This is a genomic window from Psychrobacter sp. 16-MNA-CIBAN-0192 (genome assembly GCF_040309565.1).
In the GTDB taxonomy this organism is placed as follows: Bacteria; Pseudomonadota; Gammaproteobacteria; order Pseudomonadales; family Moraxellaceae; genus Psychrobacter.
This window is the reverse complement of record NZ_JBEOOX010000003.1, coordinates 263248-280567: the sequence shown is the minus strand read 5'-3', so window position 1 is coordinate 280567 and position 17320 is coordinate 263248. Positions and strand designations below refer to the sequence as shown.

The window sequence follows — 17320 nt, the reverse complement described above, 5'->3', positions numbered from 1 at the left end:
AATATCTATTAGAGACGAATATCAGTTTCTTCTTCTGTGAATACGTTTTTAACATCGTACACAACATGATTTGGCTTAGCTAAAGATCGGATAAAGTCTATTCCCAGCTCTTTATAGTTACTGTGATCAACAGCAACAATGATCCCATCATAGCGACCTTTAGCTAGCGTATCGATAAGATCAATACCGTAGTGATCAGCCACTTCTTGCTTATCAGCCCAATCATCATAGACGTCAACATTAATATTAAAGCTGTTTAATTCTTTGATAACATCAATGATCTTGGTATTTCGGGTATCAGGACAGTCGCCCTTAAAAGTAAACCCAAGTACCAGTATTTTTGCTTCATCAATATGTATTTTATTACGCGCTAGTTTTTTGACCATCTGAGTGGCAACATATTGTCCCATACCGTCATTAATACGGCGACCTGCAAGTATCACTTCTGGACGGTAGCCTACTTCTTGCGCCTTATGAGTCAAATAATAAGGATCCACACTAATACAATGGCCACCGACTAGACCTGGTTTGAATTTTAAAAAATTCCACTTGCTACCTGCAGCATCTAGGACTGCTTGAGTGTCTATACCAATAATATTAAATATTTTTGCAAATTCATTGACGATAGCAATATTTAAGTCACGCTGCGTATTTTCAATTACTTTTGCAGCTTCAGCGACTTTAATAGATGTGGCTCGATAAGTACCAGCTGTAATGATGGAGGCATAAAGGCTATCGATTAAATCAGCGGCTTCAGGTGTTGAGCCTGAAGTAATCTTAGTAATCTTAGTTAAAGTATTTATTTTGTCACCCGGGTTGATACGCTCAGGGCTATAACCTGCATAGAAGTCTTGATTAAAAATCAAACCTGACGTCTTTTCTATGATTGGTATACAAACTTCTTCAGTGGCACCAGGATATACTGTGGACTCATAGACAACAACGTCGCCTTTTTTAATCGCTTGCCCAACTGTAGTAGAAGCACTTTCTAAAGGTTTTAAATCCGGTGCATTGTTATCATCGATAGGCGTTGGTACAGTAATGATATAAAAATTAGCATCAGCAATATCGTTTACATCAGATGTAAAAGTAAGCTGCTCAGCCGATTGTAGCTCGTCGCTATTAACTTCTAATGTATGGTCAATTCTCTCATCTCTTAGCTCTTTTACTCGTTTCTCATTAATATCTAAACCCACTACCGGACGATGTTTACCAAACTCAACCGCCAATGGTAAGCCGACATAGCCAAGTCCAATCACGGCTATTTTAATGTTGTCCATAGTTATCATAATCTTCCTTTAATATAGCCTTTAATTACTTCTCTTCTTTAGAATGAACATCTGATTAATAACACGACAGATTTAAGAAGAGTTTATTTATTATTGCCATAAGCATAGCTATAGTGATAACTGTACTTATTCATAATGCCTTGTTGTATGTCATTTAGAACGATACCATCCACGTGTACACCATCTTTAGCCAGCTGGTTAATAGCGTAGACCAATTGTCCTTCTACCGAGCTATTGTATCGGGTCACCATTAACAGTTTATCTGCATATTCTGACAATAGCAGTGTATCTGAAGCCGACAAGATAGGTGGCGAATCAATGATGATATAGTCGTAATAGGCACTCAGCTCTGACATGAGCTCGCCAAATTTGTCACTAGCCAGTAGTGTGGTCGGATTATGAGGCTGCTGACCTCTAGGCATAAAGTCAATATGCTCCATGGTGGTAGGGTGAACAAAGTTAGACAGCAGACTATTTGTTTGCGTTTCATCATTATCTGATGATTCACTCTGTGAGAGGTAATCTGCAAGACCCGAGTTTTGCTCTATATTAAACACCTTATGAAGCTCACCTAAGCGCATGTCTGCATCTATAACCAAAATCTTTTTCTTAAGTTGTCCGAAGACCTCTGATAGATTAGCCGCGATAAATGATTTGCCGACGCCTGGACTTTCACCTGAAATAAGGATGACTCTAGCGCGTTGACCAGCCATGCCTAGCTTGGGCATACCAAGCATCAGATGGGTTCTGAGACTTTTGATGGCTTCATAGCTTAAACTATTAGTATCCACATAAGCGAGGAGGCGATTCGGTGATTTTTTGTTTTTACTGAGTCGTGTCATTGGTTTTGAGCGTGGAATGGTGGCAACGACTGGTACACCCGTTTTTAACTCCAAGCGCTCAGGATCTTTGACCGGGTTTCTAAGCATATTTTTAAGTAAAACCAACATCGTACCTAATATGGTTCCTAAGAGCATGCCGAGTATTATGATTTGCAGTTTTTTCGGTGCAATTGCTCTAAAGGTACTAACAGGCAGGTCGATGATACGGGCGTAACCAATTTGTCCTGCTTTGACAATTTTTAATTGTTCATAGTTTTTGAGCATAGTGAGATAGATTTCTCTATTAATCTCAGTATCTGCCGATAATTTTAGAAATTCTCTTTGTACTCCAGGCAGCTTACGAACATTACTACTGATCTCTTGTTTTCTATCATTAAGTACCTTAATTTGATCATTGATCTTAAGAACTAACGGGTGCTCTTCAGTATAATATGTCGTTAAATCAGCTTTCTTTAAATCCAACTCATTAAGTTGGGTGTCAATTTGCGAGCTCTCCGTTACCAGAAGTGCTGCTTCTTGACTGATATCAATCGTGCCATACTTTTCACGGAAATCATTGAATATAGCTTCAGAGGCTTCAAGCTTTTGCTGAAGTAGAGGTATCTGCTTTTCCATAAAGATTAGCGTTTTATTGGTTTCCTCAGAGCCCTGAGATTGATTCTGATTAAAATAAGATAAAACTATCTCTTTTAGGATTAGGCTCACTTGCTGCTGATTGGCCCCAGTCAGAGACATCTGAACCATACCGGTTTGCTTGCCCTTTTCTACCACTGATAAGGTGCTATTTATCGCATCTGTGGTACTTGAAAGAGATTGCTTGGTAATAGTGATAGGATGACCAGCATTAGGCAGGTCAGTGATGGTAATTTGGATAACACCATCTGTACCTCTAAAGTTGTGCGCTTGGTTCAATTGCCCCTTAAAGTCGTCAAAGCCATTACTCAGCATAAAGCCAGCATTGGTTCTCACTAGGGTAAAAGGCTGATTTAAATAGGCTTGCGAGACATTAAACTGACTGACTTGAACGTGCCCATTCTCAGTATTAAGTGTTACCCCTTCAGGAGCATTAACTTGGGTATCAGTACGATCGCTTTTTATTTTATCTAAAGTACTCACTGTAGGGTCACTTAAGCGAATACTCAAATGCAGTAAGTCAACGACGGGCTTTAATATCATAGTTGACTTGATCAGCTCTGCTTCAGCGTTAACTTTACTCACCTCTGAGCCAACAAGATCAGCGATATTTTCACCTAGTGCTGAGATGCCTTGCGACTTTTCATTGATCTGTAGTAGAGCAGTAGATTTAAAGGTGGGATTCACGTATCGACCATATAGCAAGCCGATTACTAAGCCCAAGAGTGCAAAGAAAACGACAATTTTCCAGCCACGTAATAACAAAAGCATTATAGCCATTAGATCAATATATTCGCTATCTTTCTCGGCCATAGGTTTTGATAAGTTGTTTGAATCTGTACTCATAAATAATCGCTACTCAAATTTTATTAGACCAATGATCCAAACTGTAATAATGCTCTGTTTGGCTACCTCAAATACTAAATCATCATGGACAAAGGGATTCAGCCATAGCTTCGTTAACTTGTTTTGCCCAATAGGTTTTTTATATCAATATTGCCGTTATGCATTACTGCCTGTGTTTCGTCATCGTTCAGGTTGCCACACTATAGCGGATAACGTTGCAGAATCAATGTGTCTGCCCAAAAGAACGTTTTAAGGCATCGCTATAATGGAGCGACGACTAATATTACCTATATAAAATGTTGTTGAAATTTGTGATATAAGCAACCTATAGACCTGATAATATGCTGACGGCTGATGTAGAAGGGAGCAGGGCACTGATCACACGGTTCCATCGGGTCAGACCTGTTGGATCTACGTAGACGATATCATTGGGATGCATCTCAAAACGATTGGCCAATGAGAAGCTAGTAATGGTTTGCATATCAATATAGTAGATAGTGGTGCGCGGATAATTTGGATTGTCTCGAACCACATATATCTTTGCGGCATTGGCGGTATTGGAGTCAAGACCTCTAGACTCACCAAGTACATGGGCTAAGCTTAATCCTTGCTCAAGAATAGGCACCGGATCAACCTTGCCAAATTCTCCTAAGACGTATACTTTATTACGATTCTGGCTATTTACGTGAATAGAGTCACCGTTTTGCACATAGATAGTGTTGGCTGACGAACCCAGTTGTCTAAGGGACTGCAAGCCTAGGTTGTAATTAACCCCATTACGACTTAAGATAATGTTATTTGAGTCGCCGGTTGGTAGAGCACCACCGGCCATAGAGATGGCACCGTATAAGGATACAGGGGCATCAGTAATATTAAACTCGCCTGGCTGCTTCACTTCACCATCAATAAAGAACTTATTACCACGATAGTCAATAATTTTGACTTGCGGGTCTGAGAATTTAAGATAACGTTGCAGTTGTTTTTGTAAGTTTGCTGTGAACTGGGGTACGCTTAGGCCACTGGCTTTGATGCGTCCGATGAGCGGGAACTTAACATAGCCTTGTTGATCAACAGGGAATCCTGAAGCGTAAGGTGTATTGCCCCCTACCGAAATGGGGGTGATATCGGGATATTCGGTGAGAATAATACTTAGGATGTCGCCTTGAGTGATGCGATAGTCAATACGTCCAGAGGTTCGAATCAGTCGTGATAATTCACTACTGGGAACAGTCGCTAATTTGGTTGGTAGCGTCGCAAGGGTAAGCGGTTGGATATCAAATTCGATACCATTTTCAGCAGTAAAGGCGCCACTGGCAGGTAGGTCACCTGATTTTAAACCGGCACTAATGGTGTGGGTCGTGGTACAGCCTGTTGTTAAACCAATGATAATGGCGCATGCAATAGTAACGCAAAATACTGGCGGGTTCTTTGAAAATATCATGTTTAACTATTACTCTAAACGACAGTGCGATAAAAGATTAAATTTGATCTGCGGTAAAAAAACAAGATTCTAACACATTTAGCCAGTTATTAAACATTCCTGTATCGTTTTAGAAAATATAAATTTCTATTTATTGTAATCAGTCAATCAATTTTAGATGACCGACAGGTTTTCTATGCTGAATGGTTATTGTTAAGCTATAATTAACAGAAAAGTAAGCACTAATTATTTAGTAATATTATTTAATTCTTAATTATCAATATCGTGCGAATACTAGAGTTTTAGATGCTATAAATTGTCTTCAGCTATATAACATTAGAAGTTGAAATATACTTATAAGTTTTTCACTTCATTAAGGAGAAGACTTAATTGGAGGTATACGAAAATTTGTATAGTTATCAGCTCATATACTTAACATAGTAATGATAAGTTGCTGATTATTTTAGAGGTGTTTAATAAAGTTGCTAATAACGTATAAAAATAATTAGAATATATAAAGAAGAGGTTTTAGTGTCAACAAGGTAATGAGAACTTGACCTATGCTGTCTTTATTGGCTTAGTTAAGGGTATATTTCTTATTAGAGGGTAATGTATTCATCATAGTATGAATTAAAGGTATATAGGTTGTTATGAATATATGCGGTTTAAAGTACTTTTAAACGCCCATAAAAAAAGGCTTGCCGCATCGCTGCGAACAAGCCTTATTTCTTTGTACCATATAAATTTGGTGGGCCCAGTAGGACTTGAACCTACGACCAAAGGATTATGAGTCCTCTGCTCTAACCAACTGAGCTATGGGCCCTTTAGACGGATTATAATACCTGATTTTATAAATTTTTCAAGTAAAAAATGCAAGATTTAACAGTTATGACCTGCTAAAGTCAAACTTCGTCCACCATCGACACTAATAATCTCGCCTGTAACATAATTTGCTTGCGCTAAATACAGCACGCTATGGGCGATGTTATCAGGGGTTCCAACCCGCTGCATTGGTATACTGTTAACAATATTCTGCTGCTGTACAAGATCTAAAGCTTGATCACTATCTGATTCTGGTAAAATATTGACTCCCGGCGCAACCCCATTGACCCGAACATAAGGCGCCATCTCTAATGCTAACGACTGCACCATCATTCGATGTGCCGCTTTTGCCATATTATAGACCGTATAACCGCTAAATGGTTTATTATCCGCATGGATGTCGAGTAGGCTAATGATACAGCCGCGCTGGGCTTTTAAATAAGGCATTAGAGCCTGACTTAACAATAAAGGCGCTTTGGCATTGCTTAAAAACAGCTCATCCCACTGTGCATGATTAATATAACCAAAGGGAGTAGGGTAGAATCGTGATGCATTATGTACTAAGACGTCAAGCTGACCAAAAGCCGCTAAGATATTAGTAACCAATTGGCGTAAGTCGGCATCATTATTAACAATCGCTAAATCAGCAATGATAATGGTGGCACTATTAGGTCGGCTATGATTAAGTGTATCCGCTAGGGCATTAGCTTCATGCTCACTATGATGACAATGGATAATAACGCGATAACCTTGGCTGTGAGCGGCGCGAATAATAGCCGCGCCAATACGTTTGGCACTACCCGTTACTAGCATGACAGGGGCTAATTGATTCATTGAGCTTGCGTCAGTAGATATTTGGTTCATAAAGATAGCTGGTTCATAAAGCTGTTGATACTTTATTATTTATAGCCATGTGCGCCTGCAAATGGTCAATACGTGCTAGGCGTAATGCTGCTCCAATATCCGCACCTTTAAGGTCGGGCGCGATATCTGCCATGCCAATAGCATGAAAGCTATTCAGCGCTAACATCATTTGGCGGTGCTGTTGTGCTAATTGTAATACGTGACTGATTACCAACAGCTGCGACAGCTTATCCGGCTCTTTATGAGCGCTACAAGCTTGAATAAGGTCTATTTTTTGGGCAGCTGTTAACGTGGTTATAGCATTTAAAACATCAGCTTGTTGAATAAATAAGCTAGCAAACTGAGTATGCGTTTTGGGTACTTTAACTATGTTGCCGATACTACTAATTTGTTTGACAGCGACCTCTATATCATTCTTATTAGTCTCATTACTCAAATCAAATAATGCCGGATTAAGACTCGTCATTAATAATGCCCAGCGCTGAGATAGGTTCAGCTTCATTTGTGCTGAAAAATAAAGCGCTGTTTGTACTGTCTCGCGTATGTGAGTATTGTTCCAAGCATCATGTAGGAATGCAAAACAAGCTTGTAAAACACCGCTTATAAACAACTGCTGCCAGTAAACTTGCGGCGATTTTTGCATCATGGCGCGGCTGGATTCTTGCCAAATGCGTTCCGCACTCAAATGAGCAAGTTCACCCGAACTGACCAACATTTGCATTAAATCTGACGTTTCATCAGCAATAGAAAATCCTAAATCGTAATAACGACTATAAAAACGTGCCGTTCTTAACACCCGTAATGGATCTTCGCTAAAAGCCTCTGAGACATGGCGCAAAATCTTGTCTTTGATATCTTGTAAGCCGCCGTAATAATCGATAATTTCACCATTGATAGGACGGTCATCAGTTAAGCTTATAACCTCAATTGCCATGGCGTTTACCGTTAAATCGCGGCGTTGTAAGTCATCGAATAGGGTGACGTCAGGACTAGCATGCACGCTAAAACCTTGATAGCCATGTCCAAGCTTACGTTCTGTACGTGCCAGCGCATATTCTTCTTGAGTGGTTGGGTGTAAAAATACGGGAAAGTCTGCGCCCACTTGATGAAATCCAGCCGCTAGCATGTCAGCCGCCGTTGCACCCACTACGACAAAATCCTTATCTTTAATAGAACGACCTAACAGTTGGTCGCGTACGGCACCACCAACGAGATAGACTTGCATTGCAACCTCTTTATTATTTTATGAAAATATTTTATTTTTAATAATGTTATATAAAATGCCAAAAAAAACCAGCCAACGCTATTTTAACGGCGCTGGCTGGTTGTATTATAACAGACTGCCGCTATGAATCATTTCATTCATAACGACATATCGACGAATATAAATACCCTTAATTTACTGTTGTACGCTTTCTAAATCTTGTGCTTCCGTAACAGCAAGAGCAGTCATATTAACCACGCGGCGTGCTGTTGCTGAAGGGGTTAAAATATGAACTGGCTTATTAGCCCCTAATAAAATAGGTCCAATAGTGGCACTATTAGTCGCTGTTTTCAGCAGGTTAAAGGCAATATTTGCCGCATCTACGGTTGGTAAAATAAGTAGATTTGCAGCGCCTTTTAGTTGGCTTGATGGCAAGTCATGGGCGCGGATATCCACGTCTAATGCTGCATCCCCTTGCATTTCACCATCAAAATCAAAGTCAACGTTCATTTCACTAAGCAATTGGAATACTTTACGCATTTTCACCGCACTGGCGCGATCTGAGGTGCCAAAGTTAGAATGCGATACTAATGCTACGCGCGGGGTGATATTAAAACGACGTAATTGATCAGCCGCTAATACGGTCATCTCTGCCAATTGTTCAGCGGTTGGGTCTTCATGAATATAGGTATCTGCAATAAAGATATTGCGATCTTGCATCAATACCGCATTCATTGAATAAAAATCTTTGACGCCTTCTTTTTTACCGATCACATTTTGCAAATATTTAAGATGCAATTGATAATGACCAAAGGTGCCGCAAATCATGCCATCGGCATCGCCATTATCAACCAATAATGCACCGACTAAGGTAGTCTCGCGGCGTACATCACGACGAGCAAGCTCAATGCTAACCCCATTACGCTTGTTGTTCTCGTAGTAGCCTTGCCAGTAGTCTTTATAACGTGAATCATCATCAATATTCACGATAGTAATATTGTCGCCATCTTTTAGACGCAAACTAAGTTTTTTAATATTGGTTTCAATGACTGCAGGGCGTCCAACTAAAATAGGCTGTGCCAAGCCTTCGTCAACCACGACCTGAACAGCAAGTAACACATTATAGTCTTCACCTTCACAGTATACGATACGTTTAGGATCTAACTTCGCACGAGCAAAGATTGGCTTCATCACAAAGGCTGAATTATAAACAAACTCAGACAGACGTTGACGATATGCTTTTATATCGTCAATTGGGAGCGTGGCAACGCCTGTGTCCATTGCAGCTTTTGCTACGGCGGATGCAATTTCGATGATTAAGTTTGGCTCTAGAGGTCCTGGTATCAGATACTCACGCCCAAAGCTTGGGGTATTGTCGATATTTTTGGCATTGCCTGCTGGGGTCGCTTCGACATGTGCCATCGCAGCAATAGCACGTACGCAGGCAATTTTCATTTCTTCATTAATAGTCGTTGCGCCAACATCCAACGCACCGCGGAAGATATAAGGGAAACATAAGGCATTATTAACTTGGTTTGGATAGTCTGAGCGACCCGTTGCCATGATAACGTCTGGACGAACAGCATGGGCTAATTCTGGCATAATCTCAGGCGTTGGGTTGGCAAGCGCAAAGATAATAGGGTCTTTTGCCATACGGCGAACCATATCTTCGGTCAATGTACCGGGCATAGATAGCCCTAAGAACATATCGACATCGTCAATCAATTCTTCGATAGTCGTGGCATCCGTATCACGAGCATACGCCTGCTTAGTTTCATCTAAATTTTCGCGGCGAGTGGTAATGATACCGCGTGAGTCAGAGACGTAAATATTGTTTTTATTTACCCCAAGCGCACAGATGATATTCAAGCAAGAAATGGCTGCTGCACCTGCGCCTGAACAGATAATTTTTAACTCTTCTATTTTTTTGCCAGTAAGAATTAACGCATTTAGCATGGCTGCGGCAACGATAATTGAGGTGCCGTGCTGGTCATCATGGAATACCGGAATATTCATACGTTTGCGTAATTCACGCTCGATTTTGAAACATTCTGGCGCTTTAATGTCTTCTAAATTAATCCCACCGAATGTAGGCTCTAACGCGGCAACGGCTTCGATAAATTTATCTGGATCTTCTTGAGCAATCTCGATATCAAAAACATCAATTCCAGCAAATTTTTTGAATAAAACACCTTTACCTTCCATCACAGGTTTGGATGCCAATGCGCCAATATTACCTAAGCCCAGCACCGCCGTACCGTTAGTAATCACACCAACTAGGTTACTACGCGCCGTATACTTGGCGGCTAAAGAAGGATCTCTTTGAATTTCGAGACAAGGCACTGCCACACCAGGCGAATACGCCAACGCCAAGTCACGTTGGTTCGCAAGCTGCTTGATGGGAGTGACCGAGATTTTACCCGGACGCGGGTGGGCATGATAATGCAGCGCCGCTTGCTCAAACTGCTCTTTGTCCGTATTGCCATTATCCGTATTCAAATTAGTATCGTCATTCATAGTCTTAGCCATTGTTAGAATAAATTGGAATAAAATGAACTGTAACCGAGTTAAATCAATGCTTTAAATCATACTGTTAATGAAAAAATACCTTAAAAAAGCTGAAAATATTATAAATAAACGAAAGTTGACAGCAGTTTATTCTAGCACTATTAATAATTGAGTTCCTAGTCAACAAAGGTGAAATATGTAAATATGAAATAAATTAATACTCAGTATTTATAACTTTGATAATAAGTGTTTGAATATTGCTAGGAATATAAATAGTAACAGTTCCTAAAATAATAGCAGTTCCTAAAATGGAAGACTGGATTTAAGAAGAGCAACTAATCGGTAACTGTCTTGCATTTGGCGCAGGTGGACGGCTATCTAAATCTGTAGCAATATCTTGTACCGTATAAGGCGTTTTCAGTAAGTCAAAAAGTCGTGCAACTTCATCAAACTGTCCTTGTTCAGCCGCGTCAATAGCACGTTGTGCCATATCATTGCGCAAGATATAGACCGGATTGTTAGATTGTAAATCGTTTATCACTTGCTCTTTAGAAGATGTTTGAATTTGGCTTAGGTAACGGGTTTGCCAATCTTGCCAAACTTGTTTAGCGTCGTTATTCAGCTCAGCAATCATGATTGCTAACAGTTGCTGCTCATAAGGAAATGCCTCTGCTGCCACCAGTCCCAGTAATGCTCGAAAGCTATTGGTATAATCCAGTAAATTATCTTCTAATAAAGTTAGAAATTCAAATGCTAAGACTAAGCTCTCAGACTGATGGGGCAGTCCTAATTTTCGGCACAACCCTTGTTGATAATGCTGCATAAAGACTGGCTCGTATACCTCTAAGCACGTCGCCAAACTGTCACGCGTCACGCCAGCTTGAGTGAGACGCATAAAATGCGGCAGCCAATTATTCAGATTCCAATGTCCGATAGCAGGCTGATTCTGGTAGGCATAGCGCCCACTATAGTCAGAGTGATTATTAATCCAAGCGGGATTAAAGCGTTCCATAAAACCAAACGGACCAAAATCCAACGTGCTACCGGTAATGGACAAATTATCCGTATTCATCACCCCGTGCGCAAAACCAATCAGCTGCCAATCGGCAACCATCCGTGCAGTATGCTCAACCACTGCTTGTAAGAATGCCAATACTGGCTGCTCACCATCACGACATTCCGGATAATAAGTATCCATCATATAATTGGTAAATTCGCCCAATAAATCTGGCGCAAAGCTGGCAATCCATTCCACATGTCCCAGACGAATATGACTGTCAGCCACGCGCATTAATGCTGCACCGGATTCGATGCGTTCACGATGTACTGGCGTGTCCGACACAATAAATCCGAGCGCGTTAGATGACGCAATGCCCAACTGCGTAAGCGCATGACCGCATAAATATTCGCGAATGGTACTGCGTAGCACCGCACGTCCATCACCCATACGAGAGTAGGGCGTCAGTCCACTACCTTTTAAATGCAAATCTTGCAATTTATTATCTTTATCCAGCACTTGCGCCATCAATAAGCCACGTCCATCACCCAATTGACCTGCCCATTGACCAAATTGATGACCGGCATACGCCATAGATAATGGTGCAAATTCATCAGGCACATAATGACCGCCAAGAATCTCAACCCAGCGCGCCATTAAGTCGGCATCGTTTGCCCAGCCAAGTTGCTCTGCTACTTGCCCGTTAAAATGTCCCGCACGTGGATTATCTAGTGGTGTTGGCAGCTGGCGAGTATAAAGACGGGTATCTAAATTTTTATAAGTATTTTGGTAGCGCATAATAAGGTATCCGTGTATATATAAATAATATCAAACCACTATAACATAGCCTAAAAACTGCCTAACTAAAACTATGCATAAAAAAATCCCCCTATCTATAATAGATAGAGGGAAGGAGAAAAGTAATCAAAGTAAGTTAAAACGTTTAATAGACTTAAGCAGCTTTATTGTTATAGCCAATAGAGCGGAAGGCTATTTTTAAATTGTCATTATGCGCATGGATTTTTTCTTCAATCTTCGCATATTCATGCTTAAGATTTTCATCAACCTCATGTAGACGATCCGCAAACTCAGTCTTTTTCATTTCAATGGCTTTAGCTTTTAGTGCTTGCCATTCTTCAACCGTTTGCGTAAAGGCTTCAAATTCAAACTTAATACGGTCTTGGAAGCTTTGCATCGCATGAGTGATATCAAGTCCACCTGATTTTACCGTATCAATTTGCTGCTGCGCTTGTTTAAACTGCATCTGTACTTCAGCATGCTTAATTGTGGTGTCATCAACCGTACGTAATTCAGAAGTTAAGCCTACCTTTGACAGGCCAGCAATTAACCATTTAGTAGGGTCATATTGCCACCATTTAACGCCATTACGATAATCGTACTGGAAGAAATGATGGTAGTTATGATAACCCTCACCCCACGTAAATATCGCTAAGAAAAAGTTATCACGTGCTGTATTGGTATCCGTATAAGGGCGTGTACCTGTAATATGACATAACGAGTTGATAAAGAAAGTAAAGTGATGGGTTAGTACCAGACGTAACAAGCCTGCTAATACCAGAGTACCCCATACATCACCAACCAACCAACCAACTGCCGCTACTAAGCCAACGTTCGCTGCCAATACCCAAAGACCGTAATATTTATGCTGAATTTGCAGCACTTTCTCTTTGGTTAAGTCAGGAATATTCTTATAGTCAAATCTGCCGCTCGGATAGTTACGTAACATCCAACCCATATGACTGAACCAAAAACCACGTTTTGCAGAATATGGGTCATCTAAACGGTCATCAACATGACGATGATGGCTACGGTGACCAGAAACCCAATCAAAAGCTGAGCCTTGTACAGATAGTGTAGCACCAATCAATAAAAAGTTTTTGACCAATGGGTGCGCTTTATAGGCGCGATGCGATAACAGGCGGTGATAGTATGTCGTGATACTCATACCTGTCCATACCATAAAAGCACCAAATACGCCCCATACTGGTGCACTGACTTGATGAGTCATGAGATACCATGGTGTAATCACAGCGGCTGCCAATGGAGTCGCGATTAAAATAGCAGCCGGAATCCAGTTAACCGGTGCTTTCTTAAACTCAAGTTCTCGGATATCGATAGTCTCATTCATAGACATCGAACCCTGATTGGCTGTATCAGCAGATTTATCAGTTATATAGCCGCGCATTGCACTAGGCTGCTCATTTAGAACTTCACCAGCCTTGCTATCATTGAACCACGTTTTAAAACGTAATGCTTGAGTGCCAGCCGTTTGTATGAGCGTGTCACCAGACTTAATAGCCAAACGTAAGCCTTTAAGTGGTAAGCCCATTGCTTTTCTTGCAATCATATAATATCCCTAACGGTATTAGTTTCAGCCTCTATATTACCTTAAAAATAGAGGAAAGTGAACGGTTATACACTAGAAAAATCCTACTAAATAACAATAACTTGTATGAATTATAGAATAGTATCCTCTAAAAACCTTACTAGCTATCAGGAATTAAGTAAATATGTAAACTGTAGCGCTTTTTTGTGACACTTGTCTTGAATGTATAAGTGTGATTTTTAGTAAAAAAGATAGACAGTAATTAAAATGTTTAATGTTTATAACAGCTGTGTTGGAATATCACTAATGATAAAATCAACCTGCCAGTCCACCAGTTGTCTAACCTGCTCAATATCATTCACCGTCCAAGCGCTAACTGGCAACCCGTAACGATGACAGTTTTGAATAACTGCGCGAGTGAGTAATGGATAATAGATACCCAGCTGACTACAACCAAGCTGCAATGCTGTATTGGGAGCGGTATCTAGACTTTGCTGCGTGCGAACTAATAAACCACGTCGAAGCTTATTAAGGGATTTATGACGCTGAATTTTGGCATGTAGGTAGGTATCAAAACTGGTAATAACAATAGGTAAGCTGGCAAGTGGACTGTCAACCAGATAATTAGCCAAGGCTTTTATTAGCTGGCGATAATTGGTGCGGTTATGGGTTTTTACTTCCAGCTCAATATGGGTAAAGCGAGTAAGGGCATGCGCTTGTGACTCTACGCTAGAGGTTACTGATAAGAAAGGGGCGATATTAGGCAAGCCGTATAGACTATTTCGTGCGCGCTTTTGTAGTTCGGACAACAACTGCGCGGCTGACAGCTTTGATGCGGCAATCTCTTTTAACGATAAAGGCAAAGCGTGTGATAATGCATCTAAAGTAATGATTTGATGCCCGTCTTGTAAATGGCGCTGTATTTCGGTAAGGCTAAGCTGGTCAATACGCGATTGCAAACCACATAAGCGTAATAAGGTATCATCGTGAAAGACTACTAAATGCCCATCAGCGGTTAATTGGACGTCAAACTCAATACCTGCTAAGCCGCGCGCCTGTAAGCTATGCGCATGTTGAAAACCGAACAAGGTATTTTCTGGCGCTTCACTACGAGCACCGCGATGACCTAACAGACAAGTGGTTTTAAGATTTATCATCTTGGTCGACCATTCCGACACGTATATAAGTTATTTAGAGAAACGTATGTTTTACAATTAATTAATAAGCTATTTTTATTAATAAATTAACTTTTCTTAAAAAGACTTATGGAGTCCATCTTACTCTTTATTTTAATGACAGATTGTGTCAGGGTTAGCAGTATTCTCATCGTTGTTTGTTATAGTTTTGCAACTAACAGCGCTATTCGGGGCTAATGTTAGGTTTTAATGGCATATCAAAGCGCTGGCTTGATGACCATCTTACTTAAAGCTCGTATAATGGCGTAATTTTTCTATCAGCACTTTCCATTCATATTTTCTATGCATCACCCGTTTTTAGGTGATATCAAATTAAGTGATGTCAAACACCGTCTATCGGCAGTGACAAAATCAGCAACTTGGGAGCACAACCAGTATGAGCGTCGTAAATAATAGATGGGTAAAATGGCAGCACGTTGCCGGTATCGGCATGTTATGTGGCTTGACAGTGACTGGCTGTAGTCGCTCAGATAAGGCCGATGATACTGAAGTGAAAGTTGAACCTGCTACAGAAAGTGCCGCTGCGCCCGCTGTTAGTTGCGATAACCCCTTAGTACAAGACAGACTCAGAGCGTCACTGCAAAATATGCTCTATCAAGAAGCGCAAATACTCTCTAATAATTATGCTAATAATGCTGAAATCAGCCTTGAGAGTGGGGCAATTAGTAGTAAGGTCAATGGCGTTGCTATCAATGTGCAAAATGCGTCGGTATTGCAAGAAGCAAATGCCAATGGTATGACCACATGTCAGGCGAGTGTGAGTATCACGGTACCGACTGAGGACTTATATCAAGCTGGTCAAGTCAGTGCCGCGAACAATCAGCCGGGATTAGAGACCGTATTGGCACAAGGTAACATTCGTATCAATGACAATATGCTGATTGATGACGCCTTTACCTATGTTGCAGGCGCCCAAGGTGGACAAGTGCGTGTGCGTATTGCTGGACAACCTGCATTAACCAGTATTGTAGCGGATGTATTGGCAACATCGTTATTAAAATCAGCGATAGACAGCTTGCAAGTTGAAGTGCCTGTTCAAGTACAGCCGCAGCGCCGTGCGCCGGTTCAAAACAGCAATCAGAACCAACCTGTGCGTCAGCCGAAGCCCGCAGCGCCTGCTAAACCCGCTCAGCCTGTAAAACCTGCCAAGCCAGTACAACCAGCAAAACCTGTAAAACCGTCGACAAATAACGCAAACAATCAAAGCAACGAATCAGCATCAGTACCAAAGACACCATCAAAGCCTGAAACGAGCGCTCCTGTGACACCAAAAGCGCCTGCATCTGTGCCAAAAGATGAGAGCATTAACATGGTTATTATCGAAGACGATACTGCTACGTACTAACTTATACTTAAAATATAATGCAATAAATAACAAGTTATATCATTAAAAAAGCGTCCATAACGGATTTACGTTAGGGGCGCTTTTTTATAGTGCTGATCGATGTAAGTACTGATTTATTTTTGACTGTCGGCAAGTTTTTGCAATACTTGACTGTCCCATAATACTTCTGAGACATGAGCAGGATCAGTACAAAATCTGGCAGCGACAAATAACCAATCAGATAAGCGATTAATTAAGCTGACTGCTGTGCTACGAATAGCATTTGGCTGTTGCTGTTGCAATAATACTGCTTGACGTTCGGCGCGGCGACATACGGTACGTGCCACATGCAGCTGGCTGACCAGCACAGAACCTGTTGGTAAAATAAAGTCTTTGAGCGGTGGTAAAGTGGTATTCATCGCATCAATTTGCTGCTCTAACCAGTCGATATGACTGGCATTAATCCCTTCATATTCGGGCATCGCCAGCTCACCACCGACATTGAACAATAAATGCTGAATAATAATAAGTGCTTGAGGAAAATCTACCTCATTTTGTGAGTTTAAGCGCTCAACCAAGAATTGATTAGCCACATTAGATGAGCTCTGTAATAAATGCGCTCGTACCAAGCCAATGTGCGAGTTAAGCTCATCAACATCACCCATAACGCTAAATAAATGATCGGCTTTACTGACGCGGCTACCATCTGCCATGCCAGTACTGCCATCATCTCCAGTGCGAGTATAGATTTTACTTAAACGATTGCCCATGAGTTATCCTTATTTTTTTTCAGTTAATTATCATTCATAGAGAGTGTGTTTTATCTGCTGTTAGGCTAGCAGCTTAAGTACGCGCGCGACCATTGTAGTATTTTATGGCTATTTTAGCTAAGATACAGGGTTATATTTATCTTAGATAGTGTATTCAAATAAGACGGTTTATTCATTGCTTGGGATTAAAGCCCTTATTTGATGCCATGATAATAAATCTTTTATATATTATTGCGCATTTTTATTTATTATATTTTC

At 40.8% G+C, this 17320-nt stretch carries 11 protein-coding genes and 1 tRNA gene; 1 reads left to right on the top strand and 11 read right to left on the bottom strand.

What is annotated here, in order from left to right; genetic code table 11:
• Nucleotides 1–8: 8 nt before the first annotated feature.
• The 10 genes from tviB to AAEY78_RS04550 all read right to left on the bottom strand — a co-directional run bounded on the left by tviB (nucleotide 9) and on the right by AAEY78_RS04550 (nucleotide 14929).
• A complete protein-coding gene (tviB, locus tag AAEY78_RS04595; RefSeq protein WP_352337687.1) occupies nucleotides 9–1289 on the bottom strand; it encodes a Vi polysaccharide biosynthesis UDP-N-acetylglucosamine C-6 dehydrogenase TviB in 1281 nt (426 codons plus the stop codon).
• An 83-nt stretch (nucleotides 1290–1372) separates the two neighbouring features.
• Nucleotides 1373–3610 (bottom strand): polysaccharide biosynthesis tyrosine autokinase, encoded by a 2238-nt coding sequence (locus tag AAEY78_RS04590; RefSeq protein ID WP_352337685.1) that lies wholly within the window; start codon nucleotides 3608–3610, stop codon nucleotides 1373–1375.
• Nucleotides 3611–3935: 325 nt separating this feature from the next.
• Nucleotides 3936–5051, bottom strand: a complete 1116-nt coding sequence (locus AAEY78_RS04585) for a polysaccharide biosynthesis/export family protein (RefSeq protein WP_352337684.1) — start codon at nucleotides 5049–5051, stop codon at nucleotides 3936–3938.
• A 725-nt stretch (nucleotides 5052–5776) separates the two neighbouring features.
• A tRNA-Ile gene (locus AAEY78_RS04580) sits at nucleotides 5777–5853 on the bottom strand.
• A gap of 56 nt (nucleotides 5854–5909) precedes the next feature.
• On the bottom strand, nucleotides 5910–6716 hold the full coding sequence (locus AAEY78_RS04575) for a pteridine reductase (protein WP_352337682.1): 807 nt from the start codon (nucleotides 6714–6716) through the stop codon (nucleotides 5910–5912).
• A gap of 13 nt (nucleotides 6717–6729) precedes the next feature.
• Nucleotides 6730–7941, bottom strand: a complete 1212-nt coding sequence (locus tag AAEY78_RS04570) for a tRNA nucleotidyltransferase/poly(A) polymerase-related protein (RefSeq protein ID WP_352337681.1) — start codon at nucleotides 7939–7941, stop codon at nucleotides 6730–6732.
• Between the two features lie 174 nt (nucleotides 7942–8115).
• Entirely contained in the window at nucleotides 8116–10437 is a 2322-nt protein-coding gene (locus AAEY78_RS04565; RefSeq protein ID WP_352337680.1) for an NADP-dependent malic enzyme, read from the bottom strand.
• Between the two features lie 313 nt (nucleotides 10438–10750).
• Nucleotides 10751–12223 carry a protein adenylyltransferase SelO gene (locus AAEY78_RS04560; protein WP_352337678.1) on the bottom strand — a complete coding sequence of 491 codons (1473 nt, stop codon included), beginning with the start codon at nucleotides 12221–12223 and terminating at the stop codon, nucleotides 10751–10753.
• Nucleotides 12224–12377: 154 nt separating this feature from the next.
• Nucleotides 12378–13574 (bottom strand): acyl-CoA desaturase, encoded by a 1197-nt coding sequence (locus tag AAEY78_RS04555; protein WP_352337730.1) that lies wholly within the window; start codon nucleotides 13572–13574, stop codon nucleotides 12378–12380.
• A gap of 476 nt (nucleotides 13575–14050) precedes the next feature.
• Complete coding sequence (locus AAEY78_RS04550; protein WP_352337676.1) at nucleotides 14051–14929, bottom strand: glycerophosphodiester phosphodiesterase; 879 nt, start codon at nucleotides 14927–14929, stop codon at nucleotides 14051–14053.
• Nucleotides 14930–15344: 415 nt separating this feature from the next.
• Between AAEY78_RS04550 and AAEY78_RS04545 the strand changes: the two genes are divergently transcribed.
• Nucleotides 15345–16313, top strand: coding sequence for a hypothetical protein (locus tag AAEY78_RS04545; RefSeq protein ID WP_352337675.1), 969 nt, complete (start codon nucleotides 15345–15347; stop codon nucleotides 16311–16313).
• Nucleotides 16314–16426: 113 nt separating this feature from the next.
• Here the strand turns inward: AAEY78_RS04545 and AAEY78_RS04540 are convergent, their stop codons facing one another.
• On the bottom strand, nucleotides 16427–17062 hold the full coding sequence (locus tag AAEY78_RS04540) for a cob(I)yrinic acid a,c-diamide adenosyltransferase (protein WP_352337673.1): 636 nt from the start codon (nucleotides 17060–17062) through the stop codon (nucleotides 16427–16429).
• Nucleotides 17063–17320: the final 258 nt, after the last annotated feature.